Annotated in this window: 20 protein-coding genes; 13 read left to right on the top strand and 7 right to left on the bottom strand. The window is 60.3% G+C overall.

Features of this window, described 5'->3' with window-relative positions:
- Nucleotide 1: 1 nt before the first annotated feature.
- Nucleotides 2-931, bottom strand: coding sequence for a GGDEF domain-containing protein (locus BLW01_RS13135; protein ID WP_092570437.1), 930 nt, complete (start codon nt 929-931; stop codon nt 2-4).
- Between the two features lie 234 nt (nt 932-1165).
- A complete protein-coding gene (gene cfa / locus BLW01_RS13130; RefSeq protein WP_092570435.1) occupies nt 1166-2317 on the bottom strand; it encodes a cyclopropane fatty acyl phospholipid synthase in 1152 nt (383 codons plus the stop codon).
- 114 nt (nt 2318-2431) lie between these two features.
- Between cfa and BLW01_RS13125 the strand changes: the two genes are divergently transcribed.
- Nucleotides 2432-2746 (top strand): MTH1187 family thiamine-binding protein, encoded by a 315-nt coding sequence (locus BLW01_RS13125; protein ID WP_092570433.1) that lies wholly within the window; start codon nt 2432-2434, stop codon nt 2744-2746.
- Nucleotides 2747-2759: 13 nt separating this feature from the next.
- Here the strand turns inward: BLW01_RS13125 and BLW01_RS13120 are convergent, their stop codons facing one another.
- Nucleotides 2760-3659 (bottom strand): LysR family transcriptional regulator ArgP, encoded by a 900-nt coding sequence (locus tag BLW01_RS13120; protein ID WP_092570431.1) that lies wholly within the window; start codon nt 3657-3659, stop codon nt 2760-2762.
- Nucleotides 3660-3788: 129 nt separating this feature from the next.
- Here BLW01_RS13120 and BLW01_RS13115 point away from each other — a divergent pair, with 129 nt between their 5' ends.
- The 3 genes from BLW01_RS13115 (at nt 3789) to cobA (ending at nt 6918) form a co-directional block, all read left to right on the top strand.
- Nucleotides 3789-4397: a LysE/ArgO family amino acid transporter gene (locus BLW01_RS13115; protein WP_092570429.1), complete on the top strand. Its 609-nt coding sequence runs from the start codon at nt 3789-3791 to the stop codon at nt 4395-4397.
- Nucleotides 4398-4467: 70 nt separating this feature from the next.
- Nucleotides 4468-5928, top strand: a complete 1461-nt coding sequence (locus BLW01_RS13110; RefSeq protein ID WP_092570428.1) for a sodium-dependent transporter — start codon at nt 4468-4470, stop codon at nt 5926-5928.
- 159 nt (nt 5929-6087) lie between these two features.
- Complete coding sequence (cobA, locus tag BLW01_RS13105) at nt 6088-6918, top strand: uroporphyrinogen-III C-methyltransferase (RefSeq protein WP_092570617.1); 831 nt, start codon at nt 6088-6090, stop codon at nt 6916-6918.
- A gap of 2 nt (nt 6919-6920) precedes the next feature.
- Here the strand turns inward: cobA and BLW01_RS13100 are convergent, their stop codons facing one another.
- Genes BLW01_RS13100 through BLW01_RS13085 form a run of 4 tightly spaced genes read right to left on the bottom strand, consistent with a single transcriptional unit; the run spans nt 6921 to nt 10666 of the window.
- Nucleotides 6921-8012 carry an ABC transporter substrate-binding protein gene (locus BLW01_RS13100; protein WP_092570426.1) on the bottom strand — a complete coding sequence of 364 codons (1092 nt, stop codon included), beginning with the start codon at nt 8010-8012 and terminating at the stop codon, nt 6921-6923.
- Nucleotides 8009-9397 (bottom strand): sensor histidine kinase, encoded by a 1389-nt coding sequence (locus tag BLW01_RS13095; protein ID WP_092570425.1) that lies wholly within the window; start codon nt 9395-9397, stop codon nt 8009-8011. Before BLW01_RS13095 ends, BLW01_RS13100 begins: the two co-directional genes overlap by 4 nt.
- Nucleotides 9394-10056: a response regulator gene (locus BLW01_RS13090; RefSeq protein ID WP_092570423.1), complete on the bottom strand. Its 663-nt coding sequence runs from the start codon at nt 10054-10056 to the stop codon at nt 9394-9396. Before BLW01_RS13090 ends, BLW01_RS13095 begins: the two co-directional genes overlap by 4 nt.
- Before the next feature lies 1 nt (nt 10057).
- Nucleotides 10058-10666: an IclR family transcriptional regulator gene (locus BLW01_RS13085; RefSeq protein WP_092570422.1), complete on the bottom strand. Its 609-nt coding sequence runs from the start codon at nt 10664-10666 to the stop codon at nt 10058-10060.
- Between the two features lie 227 nt (nt 10667-10893).
- Between BLW01_RS13085 and BLW01_RS13080 the strand changes: the two genes are divergently transcribed.
- The 9 genes from BLW01_RS13080 to BLW01_RS13040 all read left to right on the top strand — a co-directional run bounded on the left by BLW01_RS13080 (nt 10894) and on the right by BLW01_RS13040 (nt 20984).
- Nucleotides 10894-11883 carry a Bug family tripartite tricarboxylate transporter substrate binding protein gene (locus BLW01_RS13080; protein WP_092570420.1) on the top strand — a complete coding sequence of 330 codons (990 nt, stop codon included), beginning with the start codon at nt 10894-10896 and terminating at the stop codon, nt 11881-11883.
- Nucleotides 11884-11996: 113 nt separating this feature from the next.
- Nucleotides 11997-12482, top strand: a complete 486-nt coding sequence (locus tag BLW01_RS13075; protein WP_092570419.1) for a tripartite tricarboxylate transporter TctB family protein — start codon at nt 11997-11999, stop codon at nt 12480-12482.
- A 39-nt stretch (nt 12483-12521) separates the two neighbouring features.
- Complete coding sequence (locus BLW01_RS13070; protein WP_092570417.1) at nt 12522-14024, top strand: tripartite tricarboxylate transporter permease; 1503 nt, start codon at nt 12522-12524, stop codon at nt 14022-14024.
- Between the two features lie 318 nt (nt 14025-14342).
- Nucleotides 14343-15704, top strand: coding sequence for an urea ABC transporter substrate-binding protein (gene urtA / locus BLW01_RS13065; RefSeq protein WP_092570415.1), 1362 nt, complete (start codon nt 14343-14345; stop codon nt 15702-15704).
- 126 nt (nt 15705-15830) lie between these two features.
- Nucleotides 15831-17426 (top strand): urea ABC transporter permease subunit UrtB, encoded by a 1596-nt coding sequence (gene urtB / locus BLW01_RS13060; protein ID WP_092570615.1) that lies wholly within the window; start codon nt 15831-15833, stop codon nt 17424-17426.
- Between the two features lie 6 nt (nt 17427-17432).
- On the top strand, nt 17433-18548 hold the full coding sequence (gene urtC / locus BLW01_RS13055) for an urea ABC transporter permease subunit UrtC (protein WP_092570413.1): 1116 nt from the start codon (nt 17433-17435) through the stop codon (nt 18546-18548).
- Nucleotides 18545-19378: an urea ABC transporter ATP-binding protein UrtD gene (gene urtD / locus BLW01_RS13050; RefSeq protein WP_092570411.1), complete on the top strand. Its 834-nt coding sequence runs from the start codon at nt 18545-18547 to the stop codon at nt 19376-19378. Before urtC ends, urtD begins: the two co-directional genes overlap by 4 nt.
- Complete coding sequence (gene urtE, locus BLW01_RS13045; protein WP_092570410.1) at nt 19378-20076, top strand: urea ABC transporter ATP-binding subunit UrtE; 699 nt, start codon at nt 19378-19380, stop codon at nt 20074-20076. Before urtD ends, urtE begins: the two co-directional genes overlap by 1 nt.
- Entirely contained in the window at nt 20073-20984 is a 912-nt protein-coding gene (locus BLW01_RS13040) for an urease accessory protein UreD (protein ID WP_229806458.1), read from the top strand. The genes urtE and BLW01_RS13040 overlap by 4 nt, the downstream gene beginning before the upstream one ends.
- Nucleotides 20985-21033 lie beyond the last annotated feature (49 nt).

Genomic DNA, 21033 nt, shown 5'->3' with positions numbered 1-21033 from the left:
ATCAACCGATAGCGGTGACAGTACAACTGATGACCCGGTTGCGGCCCTGTTCCTTGGCGATATAAAGGCTATTATCGGCCCGGTCGATGAGTCGCTCCCGGGATTCACCGACCCGGTGTTCCGCAACGCCGATACTGGCCGTGACTTTTCCCTGCCCGATACCGAAATCGTGGCCGGCGATGTGGTGCCGTAGCCGTTCGGCCAGCGCCTGACAGTGCGACTGGGGAGTCAATGGCAGGAGGATGGCGAACTCTTCGCCGCCGAGCCGGGCCAGGGTGTCTTCGGTACGTATCAGCCCGGTGCATAGTGAACCGAATTCGGCCAATACCTGATCGCCCTGCAGGTGTCCCCAGGTATCGTTGACCTGCTTGAAATGATCCAGGTCGAGCAGCATCAATGATAAAGGTGTGCCATACCGATTGCTCTTGGCAATTTCTTCGTCGAGACGTTTCATCAACTTGCGTCGATTCGCCAGACCGGTCAAGGCATCGGTATCCGACAGTCGGCGCAGATGGGCCTCGTGCGCGACTTGCTCGCTGATGTCGAGCATCACTCCGTGCCATAACGTGCCATTGCGACGACGTTCCGGCTGGGCTCGTGCAGCAATCCAGCGGACACTGTCAGCGTTCCAGCGCAGTCGGAACTGAGTTGCCAGAGGCGTTTGCTGGTGAGCCGAGCGTTCGATCGCCGTCATCAGCTGGGGAAAGTCCTCGGAATCGATCCGTTCGAATGCATGGTTGGCGTCTTCAGCCAGCAGGCGCTTGTCCGCCTCACCGAGCAGGGCGCCACTGCCGGCCAGGTAGGGAAACGACATAGCTCCCTGGGTACTGCGAAAAAACTGAAATATCATGCCGGGGATACGCTCGGTCATGATCTTCAATTGCTCGAGGCTGTCACGGTCATCGGCCGGTAGCATATGATCGGCAGGCATAGGCTTGGTTCCCTGCGGCATCCTGCAGCACTGGATTATGTATTATTGTGCCGAGCCTGAACCTCGCGAAACGCCTTCCTTCTATGGTCAACATGGCGTTTTCACGCCGTTGAGGTGCAGACTGAGTGTTATAGGTCAACGCGCTAATATACGCCCAAGCCGGGCCTTGTGTTATTACACACAGGATGTAAGAGATATCTTACATCCTGCATGCGTTCAGCGCGTTGTCGTCGTTCAGCGGGGGGCGTCGTAGCGGCCGGCTCGCCATTTCGAAAACACGACTTGCCAGAGTTGCAGGTGGCGGGCGCGGAAACCGCCGGCACATACGGAGAGATAGTAACGGAACATGCGCCGGGTGCGTTCGTTGTAGTTGTGCGCGATCTCGGGCCAGTGCGTGTCGAAATTCTCCAGCCACGCCATCAGGGTCCGATCATAATCGGGGCCGAAATTCTGCCAATCTTCCATCAGCAGACGGTTTTCGGTCGTTCTGGCGATATGTTCGATCGAGGGCAGCACGCCATTGGGGAAGATGTACTTGTTGATCCAGGGATCGACGCTGATTTTCGACGTGTTCGAACCGATGGTGTGCAGGACGAACAACCCTGCGGGATCCAGCAGACGCTCCACGGTGTCGAAGTAGGTGCGGTAGTTACGGTGCCCGACATGTTCGAACATGCCGATCGAGACGATGCGGTCGAACTGTCCGTCCAGATCACGATAGTCCATCAGCCGGATATCGACCGGCAGTCCCTGGCAGCGCGCTTCGGCAAAGGCAGCCTGCTCCTTGGAGATGGTGATGCCGGTGACTTCCACTCCGTAACGACGGGCGGCATGCTCGGCGAAACTGCCCCAGCCGCAACCGATGTCGAGGACCCGCATACCGGATTCCAGACCGAGCTTGCGAGCTGCCAGATCGAGCTTGGCGACCTGAGCATCGTGTAACGTATCAGCGTCATGCCAGTAACCACAGGAGTAGCACATGGTCGGGTCGAGCATACGCTCGAACAGGTCATTGCCCAGATCGTAGTGGGCCTCCCCGACCATATAAGCCCGTGCTTTGCTCTGGAAATTGAAGAACCCGCTCTGCAAGCGGTACAAAAGCCGCTTGGCGGTGGAGTGCGCTCGATTGGCCAGGCCGTGCCGCAGCAATCGGTGCGCGAATTCGTCGATACGATCACATTCCCACCAGCCATCCATGTAGGATTCACCCAGCCCCAGCGTGCCTTGATGCAGAACACGTGAGAAGAAATCGGGGTGCAGCACACGAATGTCCCAAGGGCGGTCGCCATTGAGCTCGACGCCCGACCCGTCCAGAAGTTGTTCCACTACGCGTCTGGCCCGGGTATCGGGAAGGGCGATGGGACCGACGCGAGGATCACTGGTCATGAGGCCTCCTGTTCCTGCAGCGATCACGCTTGTGAGAAATAGTGAGAAAAGCGTATCGTGTCAATATTATACCGCTGTCAATTCTTCCTTAGGATACCGCTTGAGGAGTGGGTTATGCACGTCATCGTTGATTTCTGCATCGTGCCACTCGGTGTCGGTGTGTCGGTATCGGCTTATGTATCGGCTTGTCAGCGAGTGATTCGAGACGCGGGACTCGATCATCACATGCATGCGTACGGTACCAATATCGAGGGGCCCTGGGATGATGTCATGGCGGCGGTCAAGCGCTGTCATGAAGAGGTCCATGCCATGGGAGCGCCGCGCATTACCACGACGTTGAAACTGGGGACACGGACCGATCGCGAGCAACACATGCAGGACAAGATCGATAGTGTCAATGCTGACCTGCAGGGCCAGGGGACTGTCTAGCCGGCGGCGACGTTCAATGTGCTCCTTCATCCAGTGGTGCCAGCCAGCGGTGGCAGGTCGACAGCAGGTGTCGGGTGAGCGCGTCGAGCGTTTCTCCCCCATGACGCCAGTGATGCCAGTACAGGGGCACATCGATGTAGCGTGAGTTGTCGAGGTCGACGAGTTTGCCTTCGGCCAGTTCCCTGTGGACCTGGTGCTCCGGAAACAGGCCGTATCCCATGTCCGCCAGTGCCAGCCGTACGAAACCGTGTGACGATGGGCAGAGGTGATGCGGAAACGGGTCCCGTACGCCATGCAGTTCCAGATAGCGATGTTGTAGCCGGTCATCCGGGCCATACACGATGGCTGGCGCCTGGCGAAGTGCCTGTTGAGTGATGCCGTTCGGAAAGTGCTTGGTAATGTAGGCCGGACTCGCCAGTGCCCGATAGCGCATCCCGCCCAATGGGTAGGAGCGCGCTCCCTGGACCGGTCGCTGTGTGGCACACACGCACCCGGCCACTTCGCCATCGCGCATGCGTTTCAATGCCACATCCTGGTCCTCGACGACCATGTCGAGCAACACATCATGCCGTTGGCAGAACTCGCCCACCGCGTCCGACCACCAGGTCGTCAGGCTGTCGGCATTGATCGCCAGACGTAGTCGCTGTTCCCGTTCCCCCAGTGCCGGCACCCGTTTGAGCAGGTCGTGTTCCAGCAGACTGACCTGCAGCACATGATTGAGCAGTTGCCGTCCGATGGCGGTCGGTGCCAGTGAGGGACTGCGTACGAGCACCGGCTGGCCCAGTCGGGCTTCGAGGAGTTTGATGCGCTGTGATATCGCCGATTGGGTCAGGCCGAGATGGCGAGCGGCGCGTTCGAATCCTGACTGATCGACGACTGTGGCAAGTGCTTCGAGTAGCTTGTAGTCCAGCATTAGGTTCGTTAATAACGGGTTATCTGAATTAATTTCATTTATTTCTGCCACCAGCCTAGCTTGAACTCTCCAGAGATTAAAGTCTCGGCGCCGTATGCCGGGAGTGGCCGGATGAGAGTGGAGAGGAAGATGCTGGCTTCGGCAGTTCATGGATTGATGGTCGGCGGCGGCTTGATCGTCGCCATCGGGGCACAGAATGCCTTCGTATTGAGTCAGGGATTGCGACGCGAACACGCATGGTGGGTAGCGGCGATCTGTGCCATTTGCGATTGGCTGCTGGTCGGCTTGGGGGTGCTCGGCATGGGTGCCCTGATTGCCGAGCAGGACTGGATGATGGCGTTGGCTCGATGGGGTGGGACGGTGTTTCTGGCGTGGCAGTCTGCTCTGGCCTTTCGTCGCGCGATGACGCCACACGCCCTGGCACCGGAAGCCAAACTGATGGGAGGACGCCGTCGCGTCCTGCTCGCGGCCTTCGCCGTCACGCTCCTGAATCCGCAAGTGTATCTGGAAACCTTGATCATGTTGGGTGCGATCGGTGCCGTACAGCACAGCCCGGTGGGATTCTTCCTGGGCGCCGCCCTGGCGTCATTCGTCTGGTTCTTCGGCCTGGTGGCTGCCGCTGGGTGGTTGGCGTCGCGACTCACCCGACCCTGGGCTTGGCGTGTCATCGACAGCGTCATCGGTATCATGCTGGCCGCTATCGCCTGGCGTCTGGCGGCGGGAGCGATGTTGCCCTGACCGGCAGGTCGACGTTGCCGCCATCTGCGGGTAGTATCGCGCCCTCGACGATGATTCATGATGGTGCGATATGACAACGAGACAACGCCCCAGAACGCTATGGCTCGGTCGCTGGGGGTTCGTGCTGGCCGCCACGGGGTCCGCTGTTGGACTGGGCAATATCTGGAAATTTCCCTACATGACCGGCGAGTATGGCGGCGGCGCCTTCGTGCTGGTCTATCTGCTTTGCATTCTTGCTGTCGGTATTCCGGTCATGATGGCCGAGATCGCGTTCGGTCGGCGTGGCAGGGGGAGTCCCATCGATGCCATCCGACGGGTCGTTCGCGAATCGGGGCATGGTGCAGGCTGGTCGCTGTTCGGCTGGATGGCGATGCTCTGCGGTTTCATGATTCTCTCGTTCTACGTCGTTGTGGCCGGGTGGTCGTTCTCCTATCTCTGGAAGACACTGAGCGGGGGGGTGAGTGGTGCCAGTGTCGATGACATGGCACGGATATTCGAGGCCAACAACGCCAATCCCTGGCATCTCGGTTTCTGGAGTACGCTGGTGACGGTGGTAACCATGCTGATCGTCGGCAAGGGCGTGCGCGAAGGAATCGAGCGCAGTGTCAGCTGGATGATGCCCGGCCTGGTGATCATGCTGGCGCTGCTGATCGTCTATGCCGCGTTTTCGGGGGGATTCGGAACGGCGGCAACGTTCCTGTTTTCGTTCGAGTTCGGTCAGCTCTCCAGTGAAGGGTTGCTGGCGGCCCTGGGACATGCCTTCTTTACGCTGTCGCTGGCCTCGGGCGCCATACTGACCTATGGTGCCTATCTTCCGGATGAGCGATCCATCGCCCGCACGACGGTCAGCGTCGCACTCGCCGATACGGTTGTCGCACTGATGGCGGGGCTGGCGATTTTCCCGGTGATCTTTGCCAATGGCATGGATCCGGCCAGTGGGCCTGGTCTGATCTTCATGAGTTTGCCACTGGCGTTTCAGGGCATGCCGCTGGGCATGTTGTTCGGCATCATATTCTTCGCCATGCTGTCGATGGCGGCGCTGACGTCTGCCATTTCGATGATCGAAGCCACCGTGGCCTGGCTCAATGAAAGCAAGGGTATCTCGCGGGCCAAGGCGGCCTGGGGGGCCGGCAGCCTGTTATGGGTCGTCAGTACGATGGCGATGCTGTCGTTCAACATCGGCGCGGACTGGACTCTGGCAGGCAAGCATGTTTTCGATTGGCTGGATTTCCTCACTTCACGCTTCATGATGCCCTTGGGCGGATTGGGCATGGCCCTGATGGCCGGTTTCCTGCTACGTCATGAGATCTTCCGCTCTGAGTTGGGCCTGAAACCCGTACAGCATGCGATCTGGTTGTTCATGGTACGGTATGTCAGTCCGTTGGGGATCGTGCTGATCTTCATCGATTCGCTGGGGCTCGTGACTCTCGATCTGGCCTCGCAATGGCCCTGGCTGTTGACGATACTGGTGGCGGCGACAGTCGCCGGCGAGCTTGCCAGTCCTCGGCTGAGGCAACCACGGGTCGAATGAGGGCGTGGGCGATTGGTGCCTGACGTTATAACGATGCAATCAAGCGTTACTGGCCAAATCGCATCAATGTCCTTATCGTTGGCTATAATGAGCGGGATTTTATTGGCTCGAACGTTATAAGAGGATGAGCATGTGAAGACACGTAGTGACATCGAACACATGCATCGACTGCGCGATTTCCCGCGCGGTCAGGTGTCACTGGTGGGGGCCGGTCCGGGCGATCCCGAACTGTTGACCATCAAGGCCCTGCGTCGCCTTCAGGTCGCGGACGTGATACTCCATGACCGCCTGGTCAGTGAGGAAATTCTGGAACTGGCCGGCTCTCACGCCCAGCGTGTTTATGTCGGCAAGGCGCGGTCGAAGCATAGTCTGCCTCAGGACGGGATCAATCGGGCGCTGGTGGATTGGGCTCGGCAGGGCAAACGTGTCGTGCGGCTCAAGGGCGGAGACCCTTTTATCTTCGGTCGCGGTGGTGAAGAGCTGGAAGCTCTGGTGGAGGCCGGTATCGAGTTCGATGTCATTCCCGGCATTACGGCAGCATCAGGATGTAGTACCTATGCCGGCATTCCTCTGACGCATCGCGACCATGCCCAGTCGGTGCGTTTCGTGACCGGCCATCTCAAGAATGGCAGCTGTGATCTGGACTGGTCGACTCTGGCCGGTGCCGGACAGACCTTGGTGTTCTATATGGGCCTGGGCACATTGGATGTCATTCGCGAGCAACTGATGGCCCATGGCCTGGCCGGGGATACGCCGCTGGCACTGGTGGAGCAGGGCACGACCGCCAGACAGCGGATATATCGTGGCACATTGGCCGCTCTGCCTGAATCCCTCGATCGGGAGCGTGTCACGCCGCCGACGTTGGTTATCGTCGGCGGTGTCGTGGCGCTTCACGATACGCTGTCCTGGTTCGATGGAGGTCGGGCCGCGAGCGAGGGATGGGAGAATGGCAAGCATCCCACTCCGCAACGGCAGTCGAACTCTGCCTGACCCTAGTCCTCATCGTTGCGCTGGCGCTGATACTCCCGATTCCAGCGGCTCAGTAGTGCTTCCCGCTTGAGGTCGTCGAGAGTGGCGAGCAGTCCGGGACCGAGTCGTATGGGGCGTAGTGCATCGCCGAGCCGCTTACGCAAGGCGCTGGCCGTGCCGTCACCATCGAGCGCCGGATGAACGGCGCCCAGTGAAGTGCGTTCGGCAAGCACGCGTTGACCCGCTTCGCTCAGCAGGTAGTTGAGGAACAACTCGGCCGTCCGGGGATTGGGCGCGTGTTTTGCCATGAATACCGGTCGCTGGACAACCAGGGCATAATCGTCGGGTATCACGACGGTCAATTGCGGATGGTCGCGAACAAAATCGCGAGCGTAACTTCCCAGCAGGTTGTAACCGATCAGATACTCGCCATCGGCCAGTCCTTCCAGCATTTCGCCGGTGGTGCCCACCAGGTCTGCATTCACGTCGCCGAAGGCGGCAATCAGTTCCCAGTAGCGTGGCGACAGCTGCGATTCCTCGATGGCATAGGTATAGCCGGCACCGCTTCGTGCAGGATCATAGGTGACGACTCGGCCCTGCAGGGCTTCCCGCTCGTCTTCGAGCAGCGACAGCAGGTCATCGTGATTCTCGATGTGGTCGAACCGTTGGGTCAGCGTTTCGTGGTAGACCATCACGATCGGCTCGAATGTCACGGCAAAGAGTTCATCCCGCCAGCGGGCCCAATCCGGCCATGCCATCGCTTCCGGCGAATCCAGCGCTCGGCCGTGGCCGTCGTTGGCCAGCCGGTACTGCCACGGCATGGCTGATGAGATCACCACATCGGTACCTGTGTCGTCGTCGAGGAAATGTTGATGGAGTGCCAGGGTCGAGAAATTGCGATAATGAAGATCGATGTCGGGATAGCGCTGGTGGAAATCTTCCAGCACCGGTTCGAATTGTGGCACGTCGAGCGCTCCGCGGATGATCAGCTCCCGGGGCTCGGTGTTTTCCCGGTCTGTCTCTCGGGCGGGAAAATGCAGGCTATCGTCGTCGGCCATGGCGACGATCGGCAGTAGCCAGAGCCAACCCGAAAGGACGATAGGGAACACTCTCATTGCTTGGTCTCCGTAGGGGTCGGTGCAGGGAATCGCAGGGTGACGCAGAGTCCGCTCTCGTGGCGCGCATCGTCGAGTCGCAGGCGGGCGCCATGCGTGCGTGCTATGCCATCGACGATCGCCAATCCCAGGCCGGAACCATCGCCACTCTCTTCTCCGCGATGGAAGGGGCGCAGCACCAGCAGGCGTTGTTCCGCCGGTATGCCGGGCCCATTGTCTTCCACGACGAGTTCGGGGGGCGTGGCGTTGACCCGCACCGTAATGTGGGTAGCGCCATAGCGACCGGCATTGTCGATCAGGTTGCTCAGCGCTTCCTCCAGTTGCCAATCGATGCCGTCGATCGTGACGGGGCTGTCGCAGACGTCGACCCCTATATCGATGCCGTCACGATGACAACGATTCCAGGCGTTGCGTACGGCTTGTCTAGCGATGTCATTGAGATCGAGGGCGGAAAGTTCGGGCGTGGCCTCCGGATTGTTGAGCCGCGTCAATGACAGCAATTGAACGGCCAGACGTGCCGTACTGGCGCTGGTCGTCTGCATGGCCTGGAGCGCGGCACGCCAGACCTCCGGGTTGTCCTGGCGCAAGGCCAGCTCGGCACGCGCCGAGAGACCGGCCAACGGGGTGCGAAGCTGGTGCGAGGCATCGCCGATGAACCGTTCCTGGTTGGCGCGAACGCGACGCATGCGGGCCAGCAACTCGTTGAGCGTCTCGCGCAGTTCCGCCAGCTCGCGAGGCAGCGGGAGTTCCAGCGGTGCCAGTGTGCGTGGGTCGCGGCGGCGAATGGCGCGTCGCAACCGGGTCAGCGGGCGTAGAGCCGAACGTACGGCCAGCAACAGGACGGCGATGGCCAGTACCGCCATGGCCCCGATATACGCCATGTTGCCCAGGAACAAGCGCCATGTCAGACGTTCCCGACCTTCACGGGTGTGGGCGACGCGAACCTCGAATCCTTCGCGCTGTCGCCAGTCCTCCAATCGGGTCCGACGAACCCCCTGACGAAGGGCAAGGTCCTGCCACTGGACGTCGTCGTAGTACATGGCCTCGCCCGAGATATCGTCGCTTCGGGGGTCGCCAGGCAGCCGTGCGTTGCCGGTGATGAATTCGCCATCATCATCATAAAGGGCATAGAACACGCGCTCTTCGGCGTCGGTTGCCAGCATTTCCAGGGCGGCCGGCGGCAGATCGAGCCACAAGCGCTCATCCTGCCATTGCACCTGCTCGGCAATGGCTTGCGACGACGCCTCCAGGAGACGGTCGAAGGCGCGATCAGCGGTGCGGCGAGCGTCGAGATAGGCCTGTACCAGCATGAGTGCGCCCAACGCCAATAGCGGCAGCAAGAGCCACAATAGCAGCCGACGGAAGAGACTGTCCGGTGCTTTCACGATGACTCCAGCAAATAGCCGAGGCCGCGCACGGTACGCAGGTCGATCCGGCTACCACGCAGGCGGCGACGTAGCCGGTGAATATATACCTCAATGGCATTATCGCCCACGGCATCGTCGGCAAAGGCTTCCTGTACGAGACGCGCCTTGTCCACCGGCTCGCCGGCATGCGACATCAGGCAGGTCAACAGCCGTTGTTCGCGAGGGGGGAGGGCCAGCGATTCGCCATCGAGTGTGAAGCGTTGTGTGACGCTGTCGAAGGTCAACGAACCGACCTGTAACGGCCCGCCACGGGCATGTCGGCGGAGCAGTGCACGAACCCGGGCCTCCAGTTCGTCGAGTGCGAACGGCTTGGCCAGATAATCGTCAGCCCCCAGGTCGAGCCCGCGGACGCGGTCCTCGACGGCGCCGCGTGCCGTCAGAATCAGTACGGGGGTTTCGCCATCATGGGTTCGCAAGGTCGCCAATACATCCAGGCCCCCTCTGCCGGGCAGATTCAGATCGAGCAGGATCAGCTCATGGCCATGGTCGGGTAGTGACAGGACGTCATGGGCACGATCGCCGTCATCGATGGTGACGACATCATGGCCTTCCAGGCGCAGGGCGTCACCCAGTGTATCGGCAAGCAGCGCATCGTCCTCCACCAGCAACAGGCTCATATCACGCTTCTCCGGATTGACTTTCGGAAGGGCGGCGATCGAGTTCGGCGATGGCGGCATCGAGATAACGTGTGGCGAGAGTCTGATCGAGCCGCCCCTGCGGACCGGACAGTGTCAGCCACCAGTTGCCGTCCTCGACGGTGTCGTGCAAGAAGCGGCCGATCATGATACCGCCATCGAACGCCAGCACGGGAGACCTGTCGGTGACCGACCAGCGTTGACCGGGACGCAGGTCATGACGAAGCGCCGTGTCGGGAAGAGCTACCAGGCGGCACTCGGCCTTGCCACCATTGACTTCGATCAACGACGCCGTCTCGCCACTTTGCGCGACCAGCCGGTCGAGAGTCGGTTGCAACCAGACCTCCAGGCGTCGGCTGGGCAGATGCCGTCTGGCCAACCGCATTGGTGCGTGGCCGAGCCGATAACGTCCGTCGCTACCGCGCTGAACATAACCAAAGCGTTCCAGAGAACCCAGCAAGCGCAACAGCGTGCTCTTGTAATAGCCCGTCGCACTGGCCAGGTCCGTGAGGGTGAATCGCTCCTGATCGGAATCGAACGCTTCGAGTATCGTCAGGGCCCGTTCGACGGCTTCTACGCGATCCTGTGCCATGTCGTCATCGTTCCTTAAAGGCCGCCGGTTGCCCAGCGGCATCTCTTAGACTTTGGTTTTAAATGGGCAGGCCGCTGTTGACTCTACCCAGTATTCCACCTAGCTTTCTATTCCAAGGAATGAAGTTCTTCCTTACAGAATTGTAAGGTTCGTTCAGGATTCCTGCAAGCTGCTGCTAAGCTTGTTGTTGAGACGACATTTTCAATCAACCAGAAGGGACAACAACAATGTCGATGAGAACGCCAATCACATTGTTAGCTGCGACGTCCTTGACGCTGACGGCAGGCGTGGCCTCTGCCTTCGAGCCGTCCGAGTCCGTCGAGTTCATCGCCCCGGCCAACCCCGGTGGTGGCTGGGATACCTTGGTACGCACCTCATCGCGGGTCATTCAGGAAGAGGGGCTTGCTGACGAGGAATTCGCACCGATCAACACTCCCGGGGGCGGTGGTGCCGTCGCCTGGTCGCAAATCGCCAAGCGCGAGGGCGATGCACACACCCTGTTCGCCACCAGCCCCCCCATCATTCTCGTGCCGTTGACCGAGTCATCGCGCTACGACCACAACGACTTCACGCCGATCGCCCGACTCAGTACCGACTATGCGACGGTGCTGGTCGCCGACGACTCCGACTACGAGGACATCAATGACCTGCTCGATGCCATGGAAGAAGATCCTGGCTTGAGTGTCGGCGGCGGCAGTGCGCCCGGCTCCATGGACCATATCGCCATGGCCGGCCTCGCGGACGCCGCGGGTCTGGATGCCAGTAGTGTCAACTATGTGCCGTTCTCCGGTGGCGGCGATGCCATGACCAACCTGATGGGGGGGCACGTCGAAGCGGTGGTCACCGGGGCTGGTGAAGCTGTCGGCCAGATCGAGGACGACGACAGTGATGTCCGGGCTCTGGGCGTTTCCTCTTCCGACCGGCTGGGCGGCTCCTTGGGTGACGTCGCGACGTTCGAAGAGCAGGGAGTGGATTACACCTTCGATATCTGGCGTGGCGTCATGGGGCCGCCCGATATGCCGGAAGATGCGGTGACCTACTATCAGGATCTCTTCAAGGAAATGCTCGAGACCGATCGCTGGGCGGAAGAGCGCGACAAGCTTGGCTGGATCGATGCCTATCAGGGTAGCGAAGAATTCGGTGAATTCCTCGACAGCCAGGCTGACGAGTTCAGCGGCATCCTGGGGGAACTGGGTCTGCTCGATGAAGAGAGCTGATCGATCCCGTTGATAGTTGCTGAAGTACCCACGACGCGTTTCGGCCCCGCTGCGGGGTCGAAACGCATCCTTGCATTTCATTGACTTGAGCCAACTCGCTCAGGAATACGTCCATGTCACGACTCAACGTCAATCAGATTCTCGCTCTGATACTCGCTGTCTTTTCCGTCATCTTCCTGATAGGGGCATACCAGATTCCTGCGTTCGCCTTGCCGCGACCCGTGGATTCGGACATGTTTCCCAAGGTGCTGGGCTATTCACTATTGATCCTGTCCGGGATGCTGTTTCTGGAGAAGCCTCAGGAACGGGATATCCCCGATGCGGATGCACAAGCCGAAAGCGCCCGATTGCCACTTCTGTTGCGTCCCTGGTCGCGAGTCATCATCACAGCCATTGCCATCGCCGCCTATGCGTTGCTGCTGGAGCCGTTGGGTTTCGTGCTGGCGTCGACACTGTTGTCGGTGGGGCTGACCATCTATTACGGCTATCGTCGCCATGCCATCAACCTGGCCGTGTCGCTCGGCGTCGTTCTGGCACTGTACCTGACCATGACGAAATTCATGAACGTTCATCTGCCGCCGGGCGTGCTGCCGATCTGAACCCCCACATGACAACGCACGCCAGCAAGAGAGATTCCCATGGATGCACTGAATAACCTGATGTACGGGTTCGGGATCGCCCTGAGCCCGATGAATATCGTCTACGTCTTTTGCGGGGTGTTTGCCGGCACGATCATCGGCATGCTCCCCGGCCTGGGACCGATCAGCGCCATTGCACTGATGATCCCTATCACGTTCTCCATGGATCCCTCGTCGGGCCTTATCCTGATGGCCGGGGTCTATTACGGGGCCGTTTTCGGCGGGTCGACTTCATCGATTCTTCTCAATGCGCCCGGCATTTCGGGCACCGTCGCCACGTCCTTCGATGGCTACCCGATGGCCAGGAAGGGGCTCGCCGGCAAGGCTCTCGCCATTGCAGCCTACTCGTCGTTCATCGGCGGTACCTTGTCCGTCATTGGCTTGATGCTGGTGGCACCGCTACTTTCCAAGGTGGCAATCAGCTTCGGGCCTGCCGAGTATTTTGCGTTGATGGTGCTCGGCTTGACGGCGGTCGTGAGCCTGTCGGACAAATCGCTGATCAAGGGGCTGATTTCCGGTGTCGTCGGTATCATGGTGTCTCTCGTCGGCATCGATCACCAGACATCGACCGAGCGTTTCACCTTCGGCTCCGCCCATCTGCTCGATGGTATCGACTTCCTGGTGGTGGCGCTGGGCATCTTCGCACTGGCGGAAGTCTTCTACATGCTGTTGCGTGGTGGCGGTGGCAAGGAGCAGCCGCGTAGCGCCATCGGTTCACTGAAGCTGTCCCGCTCGGAAACTCGCCAGATCCTTCCCGTTGCAGGACGCAGCTCCATTCTCGGCTTTTTCACCGGTGTATTGCCGGGCGCGGGGGCTACGATCGGTTCCTTCCTGGGCTACAGCATGGAAAAACGCCTGGCGAAGGATGGTGACACCTTCGGCCAGGGTAACATCAAAGGCGTGGCCGCACCGGAATCGGCAAATAACGCCGCCTGTACCGGGTCGTTCGTGCCGCTGCTGACGCTCGGGGTGCCCGGTTCCGGGACGACGGCCGTACTGCTCGGTGCCCTGCTGGTCATGGGGATCACGCCCGGGCCGGCCATGCTCGAGGATCGTCCCGATGTGTTCTGGGGTGTCATCGCCAGTATGTATCTTGGCAATATCTTCCTGCTGGTATTGAACCTGCCGCTGATTCCCTTGATTGCCAAGATTCTCGAATTGCCACGGGCGCTACTGCTGTCACTGATCCTGATCTTCTGCATGATCGGGGTCTATGGACTGGCATTCAGTATCTATGACCTGCTTCTGTTGCTCGCTTTCGGTTTGCTGGGCCTGGGAATGCGTCTGTTCGGTTTCCCGGCTGCGCCCATGATTCTCGCCTTGATTCTGGGAGGTATCATGGAGCAGTCGATGCGGCGGGCGTTGCAGATTTCCGGCGGCGATTGGATGGTGTTCATCGAACAGCCGATTTCCCTGACCCTGCTGATCATTGCCGTACTCTCTGTCGCAGGGCCGTTGGTGCGCAAGGCGGTGAAGGGCGCCCAGGCGCGTCAGGCCGGATGACGACTATCGTGTGTCGATAGCGATCTCCTGTTGTTGAACGAAAGGGCTGGACTGTGGACCAGCCCTTTTTGCTGTCTCTCTCGCTCCCTTTCCTCGTTTGCACATTGTCGGTGCATAAGGGCTCTCGCTTTCAGTGCATCCCGGTTTTGTGCACAAACATACTGCACTAGCTTGGTGCCTGCCAGTGCCGTTCGATTGTGTCGATTTTATTGTATCTTCATGGTTTTCAATAATTTTTTCGGATGGTGCAGGCATCTGGCGTACCCCTTGCAAAGATTGATGGCTGGCGCACCCTTTCGGCCATACCGATCAGGTGTGATGACAATAATCAATCGCAAGGAGAACATCGTGTACCAACGCATCCCATCTCCCCGTTGGATTACCGCGTCGCTGTTGGCGCTCGGTATCACGACTCCGGCCCTGGCGCAGGATGACGATCCGATCAAGGTCGGCATACTGCACTCGCTTTCCGGCACGATGGCCATCAGTGAATCGACCTTGAAAGATACCGTGGAAATGCTCATCGAGCAGCAGAATGAGAGAGGCGGCCTGCTCGGGCGTGAACTGGAGCCGGTCGTCGTCGATCCCGCTTCCGATTGGCCGCTGTTTGCCGAGCGTGCGCGCGAGCTACTGGAGCAGGAAGAGGTCGATGTCATTTTCGGCAACTGGACATCCGTCTCTCGCAAGGCGGTGCTTCCTGTCATGGAAGAGCTCAATGGCTTGCTGTTCTATCCGGTGCAGTACGAGGGCGAGGAATCGTCGGAAAACGTCTTCTACACCGGAGCCGCCCCCAACCAGCAATCAATCCCCGCCGTCAATTATCTGCACGATCAAGTGGGTGTCGAACGCTGGGTCCTGGCCGGTACCGATTATGTCTTCCCACGTACCACCAATCGCATCCTCGAGGCGTATCTGAAGGATGAGTTCGGCGTGGCGGACGAGGACATCATGGTCAACTATACGCCGTTCGGTCATTCCGATTGGCAGAACATCGTCTCCGAGATCAAGCGGTTCGGCAGCGAAGGGAAGAAGACGGCCGTGGTCTCGACCATCAATGGCGATGCCAATGTGCCGTTCTATCGGGAACTGGGTAACCAGGGCATCGATGCCGCGGATATCCCGGTCATGGCATTTTCCGTGGGCGAGCAGGAACTCTCCGGTATCGATACCGGGCCGCTCGTCGGCCATCTGGCGGCCTGGAACTACTTCATGAGCGTGGATACCGATGCCAACTACGACTTCATCGATGCCTGGATCGAGTACAACGACGATGAAGAAGTCGTGACCAACGATCCGATGGAAGCTCACTACATCGGTTTCAATATGTGGACCGAAGCCGTGCGCAAGGCCGGCACCACCGATGTCGATGCCGTCAAGGACGCCATCATCGGCGTGAGCGTGCCCAACCTGTCGGGTGGCTACGCGACGATGATGCCGAATCACCACATCACCAAGCCGGTGATGGTCGGCGAGATCCAGGACAATGGCCAGTTCGCCGTCGTCTGGGAAACTCCTTCGACCGTGGCGGGCGACGCCTGGTCCGACTACCTTCCCGATTCTCGTGACTTGATTGCCGATTGGCGCAAGCCGATGGAGTGCGGCAATTACAACGTGGAAGAAGGCGAGTGCATGGGTAGCGATGCCGAGGAGCAGGCCGAAGAGGCTCTCTCCGAGGATTGATCCGTGGTGGGTCCGGCATGGCCGGGCCCGCTACCGATACGTATAACTCTCGTTCACGCCACTCAAAGGAAGAACCGTATGAGGATTCCTTGCACATTGATGGGGCAGACACGCTGTCATGCCGCCATGACAAGGATCGTCAACCTGTGGTTGCTGTGCCTTCTTCTGATCGCTCTGCCATTCGCGGCGATGGCACAGGACGATGCCGATGACGGCCAGGCATTACTGGAAGCGCTGGATGTCCGCTCCTTCCAGGACAAGGCGGAGGCCATCGAGGCGATCATCCAGAGTGAAGACGAGCGCGCCAACGACTGGTTGCAGGCACTGCTGGATGGTGACTTGCAACGGCACAAGGATGATGGCCGTTTCGTGATCATCACCGACAATGTCGGTCGCGAATGGCCGGCAAGAGATGCACTGACCGGTGAAGATGTCGGTGAGATTTCCCGCCGGGAGCTGTCACGTATCGATATCAATAACGCCCTGCGCAGCCAGTTGCGATCGGCGCTATCGATGGTCGAGCTTTATACCGGTGAGCGTGATGAGCGACTCGATGCCGCCGAAGGTCTGATCGGTGACGTCGATGACGAACTTGCGGATTCCCTGGAATCGCGGCTGGATGACGAAGCGGATGCGGATGTCAGGAACCGGCTGAATCAGGCCCTGGCGGTCTATCGTCTCGAACAGGGGGAGATGGACGCCGTCGAGACATTGTCCGGCAGTCTCAACAGTGATGTTCGCATTGCCTTGAGCCGGGCCGCCGAGGGCGAGGGAGCGGTGGCTGATGCCGCACGCGCCGCCCTGGTCGATATCGAGCAGAAGCTCAAGGTCAACCGAGGGCTCGAAACCCTCTATTTCGGCCTCTCGATGGGCTCCGTGCTGGTACTTGCCGCCATCGGGCTGGCGATCACCTTCGGGGTCATGGGCGTGATCAACATGGCGCATGGTGAATTGATCATGCTGGGCGCCTACAGCACCTGGATGATGCAGCAACTGCTGCCCGGACATCCCGGTCTGGCGGTGCTGCTGTCGATCCCGGTGGGCTTTCTGGTGTCGGCCCTGGTGGGCGTGATCATCGAGCGCAGTGTCATCCAGCACCTCAAGGGGCGTCCGCTGGAAACACTACTGGCGACCTTCGGGGTCAGTCTGATTCTTCAGCAACTGGTGCGCACCGTGGTCTCGCCACTCAATCGCACGGTGACGACGCCCGAGTGGATGAGCGGCTCGGTGGCGATCAACGATGCGCTGTCATTGACACTCAATCGTCTCTACATCATGGCATTTGCCGTGCTGGTGTTCGTCGGGTTGATTCTGATCATGCGGCGTACGCGGCTGGGACTCGAGGTGCGTGCCGTGACCCAGAACCGCGCCATGGCCCGGTCGATGGGCATCCGCGCCACGCGCGTCGATATCCTGACCTTCGCCCTGGGATCCGGTGTGGCCGGACTGGCCGGTGTCGCCCTGGCGCAGTTGACCAACGTCGGCCCCAATCTGGGGCAGAGCTACATCATCGACTCCTTCATGGTCGTGGTATTCGGTGGCGTCGGTAACCTGTGGGGTACGCTGGTGGCCGGCCTGTCGCTGGGTGTCATCAACCAGATTCTTGAACCCTGGGCCGGTGCAGTCCTGGCCAAGATTCTGGTGCTCGTCTTCATCATCCTGTTCATTCAGAAACGCCCCCGCGGACTCTTCCCGCAGAAGGGCCGGGCAGCGGAGGGCTAAACCGTCATGTGGTTATCTAGACCTTTCAATGAACGTTCGACCCGACTGTTCCTGCTGATCCTGGTGCTGGCCGTCACCCTGGTGACGATCCTGCATCTGGCGCTTCCACCGGAGAACCCGTTGTACGTGTCGGGGTATACCGTGGGCTTGCTGGGTAAGTATCTCTGCTATGCCCTGTTGGCGGTGGCCGTCGATCTGGTCTGGGGATATCTCGGGATTCTGAGCCTCGGGCACGGCGCTTTCTTCGCGCTGGGCGGCTACGCCATGGGCATGTACCTGATGCGCCAGATCGGGGATCGGGGGACCTACGGCGACCCGGTATTGCCGGATTTCATGGTGTTCCTCAATTGGGAGTCGCTGCCCTGGTACTGGCACGGCTTCGACATGGCCTGGTTCGCCTTCCTGATGGTCCTGCTGGCGCCCGGGGCACTGGCCCTGGTCTTCGGCTATCTGGCCTTCCGCTCCAGGGTGACCGGGGTGTATCTGTCGATCATCACCCAGGCCATGACGTTTGCGTTGATGTTGGCATTCTTCCGCAACGAAATGGGCTTCGGCGGCAATAACGGCCTGACCGATTTCTACGACATTCTCGGCTTCGACTTGCGCAGTGGCGCGACGCGATTGGGCTTGTTCATTGCTTCCGGGGTGGCACTGGCCCTTGGGTATGTGCTGTGTCGGGCGATCGTTGCCAGCAAACTGGGGCGTGTCTGCGTCGCGTCTCGCGATGCCGAGGCCAGAACCCGCTTCCTGGGCTATCGCGTCGAACGGGTACAGCTTTTCGTCTTCGTCGTCTCGGCGATGCTGGCCGGTGTCGCGGGGGCGCTCTATGTGCCTCAGGTCGGCATCATCAATCCCAGCGAATTCGAACCGCTGTTCTCCATCGAAATCGTCGTCTGGGTGGCGCTGGGCGGTCGGGCGACGCTGTACGGTGCCGTCATCGGGGCGATCCTGGTCAATTATGCCAAGACGGTCTTCACCGGCGTCATGCCCGATGCCTGGCTGTTCGCCCTGGGGGGATTGTTCGTGGTATCGACGGTGCTGCTGCCCAAAGGGATCGCCGGTGTGCTCGCGTATCGGCGTAAGCAACGTAACGAATCGGACACGACGGAGGTGCCGGCATGAACCTTTGGCAATCCATGGCCAGGCGAGACCGCGTCTTCGAGTTCCTGGCACCGGCCATCTCGCCGGTCGATGTGCGCCACGGACCGATCCTCTATATGGAGGATGTCACGGTTAGCTTCGACGGCTTCAGGGCCATCGATAACCTCAATCTGACCATCGACGATGGCGAACTACGCTGCATCATCGGTCCCAACGGGGCCGGCAAGACGACCATGATGGATATCATCACCGGCAAGACGCGTCCGGATACCGGTGACGTCTGGTTCGGCAGTCGGCACGACCTGCTGACCATGAACGAGCCGGAAATCGCGTCGCTCGGCATCGGCCGCAAGTTCCAGAAGCCGACGGTGTTCGAGGCGCTGACCGTGTTCGAGAACCTGGAGCTGGCCATGACGGCCGACAAGCGCGTCATCCCCACGCTGACGGCTCGCCTGACCGGGGACGTCCGCGACCGCATCGAGGAAGTGTTGACGATGATCCAACTGGCTGATCAGCAGGCCCAGCCGGCGGGCATTCTCTCCCATGGCCAGAAACAGTGGCTGGAAATCGGCATGCTGCTGATGCAACGGCCGCGGTTGCTGCTCGTCGATGAGCCGGTCGCCGGCATGACGGAGCAGGAGATGGAGCGCACCGCGGAACTGCTGACCAGTCTGGCCGGCAAGCAGTCGGTGGTCGTGGTCGAGCACGACATGGGGTTCGTGCGCTCGATCGCGCGTACGGTGACCGTGCTGCATCAGGGCAGCGTTCTGGCGGAAGGCAGCATGGATCAAGTGCAAAGCGATCCCCGGGTGATCGAAGTCTATCTCGGGGAAAGCGAGGAGGCTGCCTGATGCTCAAGGTCGACAAGCTCAACCACTATTACGGTGAGAGCCATACGCTCTGGGATCTCGATCTTGATGTCCCTCAGGGTGAGTGTACCTGTGTGATGGGCCGCAACGGTGTGGGCAAGACCACGCTGCTCAAATGCGTGATGGGCGAGGAGTCCACGCGCAGCGGTCGTATTCTGTTCGCGGACGATGTGGAACTGACCCGTAAGCGCATCGAGGAGCGTTCACGACTGGGTATCGGCTATGTGCCGCAAGGTCGGCAGATCTTCCCGTTGCTGACCGTGGAAGAGAACCTTCGCACCGGCCTCGCCGCTCGCGCCGATGGCAAACAGAAAATCCCCGAACGGATTCATGAGCTGTTTCCGGTCCTGCACGACATGCGCCACCGGCGGGGTGGCGACCTGTCGGGCGGCCAGCAGCAGCAATTGGCGATCGGCCGGGCGCTGGTGATCGAGCCACGCCTGCTGATTCTCGACGAGCCCGGAGAGGGCATTCAGCCCAACATCGTGGCCCAGATCGGCGAAGTGATTCGTACCTTGATTCGTGAAGACGGTCTCAGCGTGCTGCTGGTGGAACAGAAACTGCCGTTCGCGCGTAAATATGCCGACCGATTCATGATCATGGATCGTGGTCGTCACGTGGCCAAGGGCGGTATCGACGAACTTTCCGACGATCTGATCACGCGGTATCTGACGGTATGACGACACTAGCGACACCGATTCCCGAGATGGCAGCGAAGCACTCCGATACCGGCCACCGTTTCGACGCGCAACGCCACTGGTCGGCTTCGCTCGACCTGGTCTTTCGTGCACGGCAGGCGCATGGCGAGTCAAAGACGTGTCTGTCGCATGCGCGGCACCAGGGACCGTTGCGCGTCCAGCGGCCGTTTTATCCCGAGGGCCGTCAGGGGGCTTGCCATGTCTACCTGCTGCATCCGCCCGGCGGGCTCGTGAGTGGCGATGCCTTATCGATCAACGCTTCGGTAGCGACGGATGCTCATGCCTTGCTCACCACGCCGGCCGCCAACAAGCTCTACCGGGCCGACAGTCAGGGGGTGGCCTGGCATCAGCGAACCCACCTGCAGGTCGAGCCCGGCGGCTTGTTGGAATGGCTGCCTCAGGAAACCATCGCCTTCGACGGCTCACGTGGCACCCAGTCGACGACGGTGGAACTGGCCCCGGGAGCACAGTGCGTAGGCTGGGAAATCATGGCGTTGGGACGTCCCGCCAGTGACCTTCCGTTCGTCAGTGGTCGTATCGAGCAGCGCTTTCGCTTGATGCAGAACGGACGCCCCCTGTGGCTGGAACGTCAGCCGCTCGATCCGAATCACCCGCGTTTCCATGGCCGGTGGGGGCAGGGTGGTGCCACGTCCCAGGCGACGCTCTGGGTGGTGGGACTCGCCGATGAAGCGGCAGCGATCGAGGCCATACGCGCGGCGGTGCCGGTTTCCAGTCGATGGGCAATCACCCGACGCCACGGTGTGGTCCTGCTGCGCTACCTGGGCAACGAACGCAATGAAGCCTGGGATATCTGTCAGCTTGCCTGGGAGGTGTTGCGTCCGATGATGACGGGGCAGCAGGCCTGTGTGCCGAGGATATGGTTGACATAGCAACATCCAGAGCAGGGCTCGCGCCCTGCATCGCGGTTGAAACCGCTCC

The sequence above is a fragment of the Aidingimonas halophila genome, assembly GCF_900106955.1.
Classification (GTDB): Bacteria; Pseudomonadota; Gammaproteobacteria; order Pseudomonadales; family Halomonadaceae; genus Aidingimonas; species Aidingimonas halophila.
The sequence above is the reverse complement of the archived record's forward strand: the minus strand, read 5'-3'. Positions and strand labels throughout refer to the sequence as shown.

Bases quoted from the DNA above. Each gene is read 5' to 3' on its own strand.
- BLW01_RS13135 (WP_092570437.1), bottom strand. From the start codon at position 931: ATGCCTGCCGATCATATGCTACCGGCCGATGACCGTGACAGCCTCGAG.
- cfa (WP_092570435.1), bottom strand. From the start codon at position 2,317: ATGACCAGTGATCCTCGCGTCGGTCCCATCGCCCTTCCCGATACCCGG.
- BLW01_RS13125 (WP_092570433.1), top strand. From the start codon at position 2,432: ATGCACGTCATCGTTGATTTCTGCATCGTGCCACTCGGTGTCGGTGTG.
- BLW01_RS13120 (WP_092570431.1), bottom strand. From the start codon at position 3,659: ATGCTGGACTACAAGCTACTCGAAGCACTTGCCACAGTCGTCGATCAG.
- BLW01_RS13115 (WP_092570429.1), top strand. From the start codon at position 3,789: ATGCTGGCTTCGGCAGTTCATGGATTGATGGTCGGCGGCGGCTTGATC.
- BLW01_RS13110 (WP_092570428.1), top strand. From the start codon at position 4,468: ATGACAACGAGACAACGCCCCAGAACGCTATGGCTCGGTCGCTGGGGG.
- cobA (WP_092570617.1), top strand. From the start codon at position 6,088: ATGCATCGACTGCGCGATTTCCCGCGCGGTCAGGTGTCACTGGTGGGG.
- BLW01_RS13100 (WP_092570426.1), bottom strand. From the start codon at position 8,012: ATGAGAGTGTTCCCTATCGTCCTTTCGGGTTGGCTCTGGCTACTGCCG.
- BLW01_RS13090 (WP_092570423.1), bottom strand. From the start codon at position 10,056: ATGAGCCTGTTGCTGGTGGAGGACGATGCGCTGCTTGCCGATACACTG.
- BLW01_RS13085 (WP_092570422.1), bottom strand. From the start codon at position 10,666: ATGGCACAGGATCGCGTAGAAGCCGTCGAACGGGCCCTGACGATACTC.
- BLW01_RS13080 (WP_092570420.1), top strand. From the start codon at position 10,894: ATGTCGATGAGAACGCCAATCACATTGTTAGCTGCGACGTCCTTGACG.
- BLW01_RS13075 (WP_092570419.1), top strand. From the start codon at position 11,997: ATGTCACGACTCAACGTCAATCAGATTCTCGCTCTGATACTCGCTGTC.
- BLW01_RS13070 (WP_092570417.1), top strand. From the start codon at position 12,522: ATGGATGCACTGAATAACCTGATGTACGGGTTCGGGATCGCCCTGAGC.
- urtA (WP_092570415.1), top strand. From the start codon at position 14,343: ATGACAATAATCAATCGCAAGGAGAACATCGTGTACCAACGCATCCCA.
- urtB (WP_092570615.1), top strand. From the start codon at position 15,831: ATGACAAGGATCGTCAACCTGTGGTTGCTGTGCCTTCTTCTGATCGCT.
- urtC (WP_092570413.1), top strand. From the start codon at position 17,433: ATGTGGTTATCTAGACCTTTCAATGAACGTTCGACCCGACTGTTCCTG.
- urtD (WP_092570411.1), top strand. From the start codon at position 18,545: ATGAACCTTTGGCAATCCATGGCCAGGCGAGACCGCGTCTTCGAGTTC.
- urtE (WP_092570410.1), top strand. From the start codon at position 19,378: ATGCTCAAGGTCGACAAGCTCAACCACTATTACGGTGAGAGCCATACG.
- BLW01_RS13040 (WP_229806458.1), top strand. From the start codon at position 20,073: ATGACGACACTAGCGACACCGATTCCCGAGATGGCAGCGAAGCACTCC.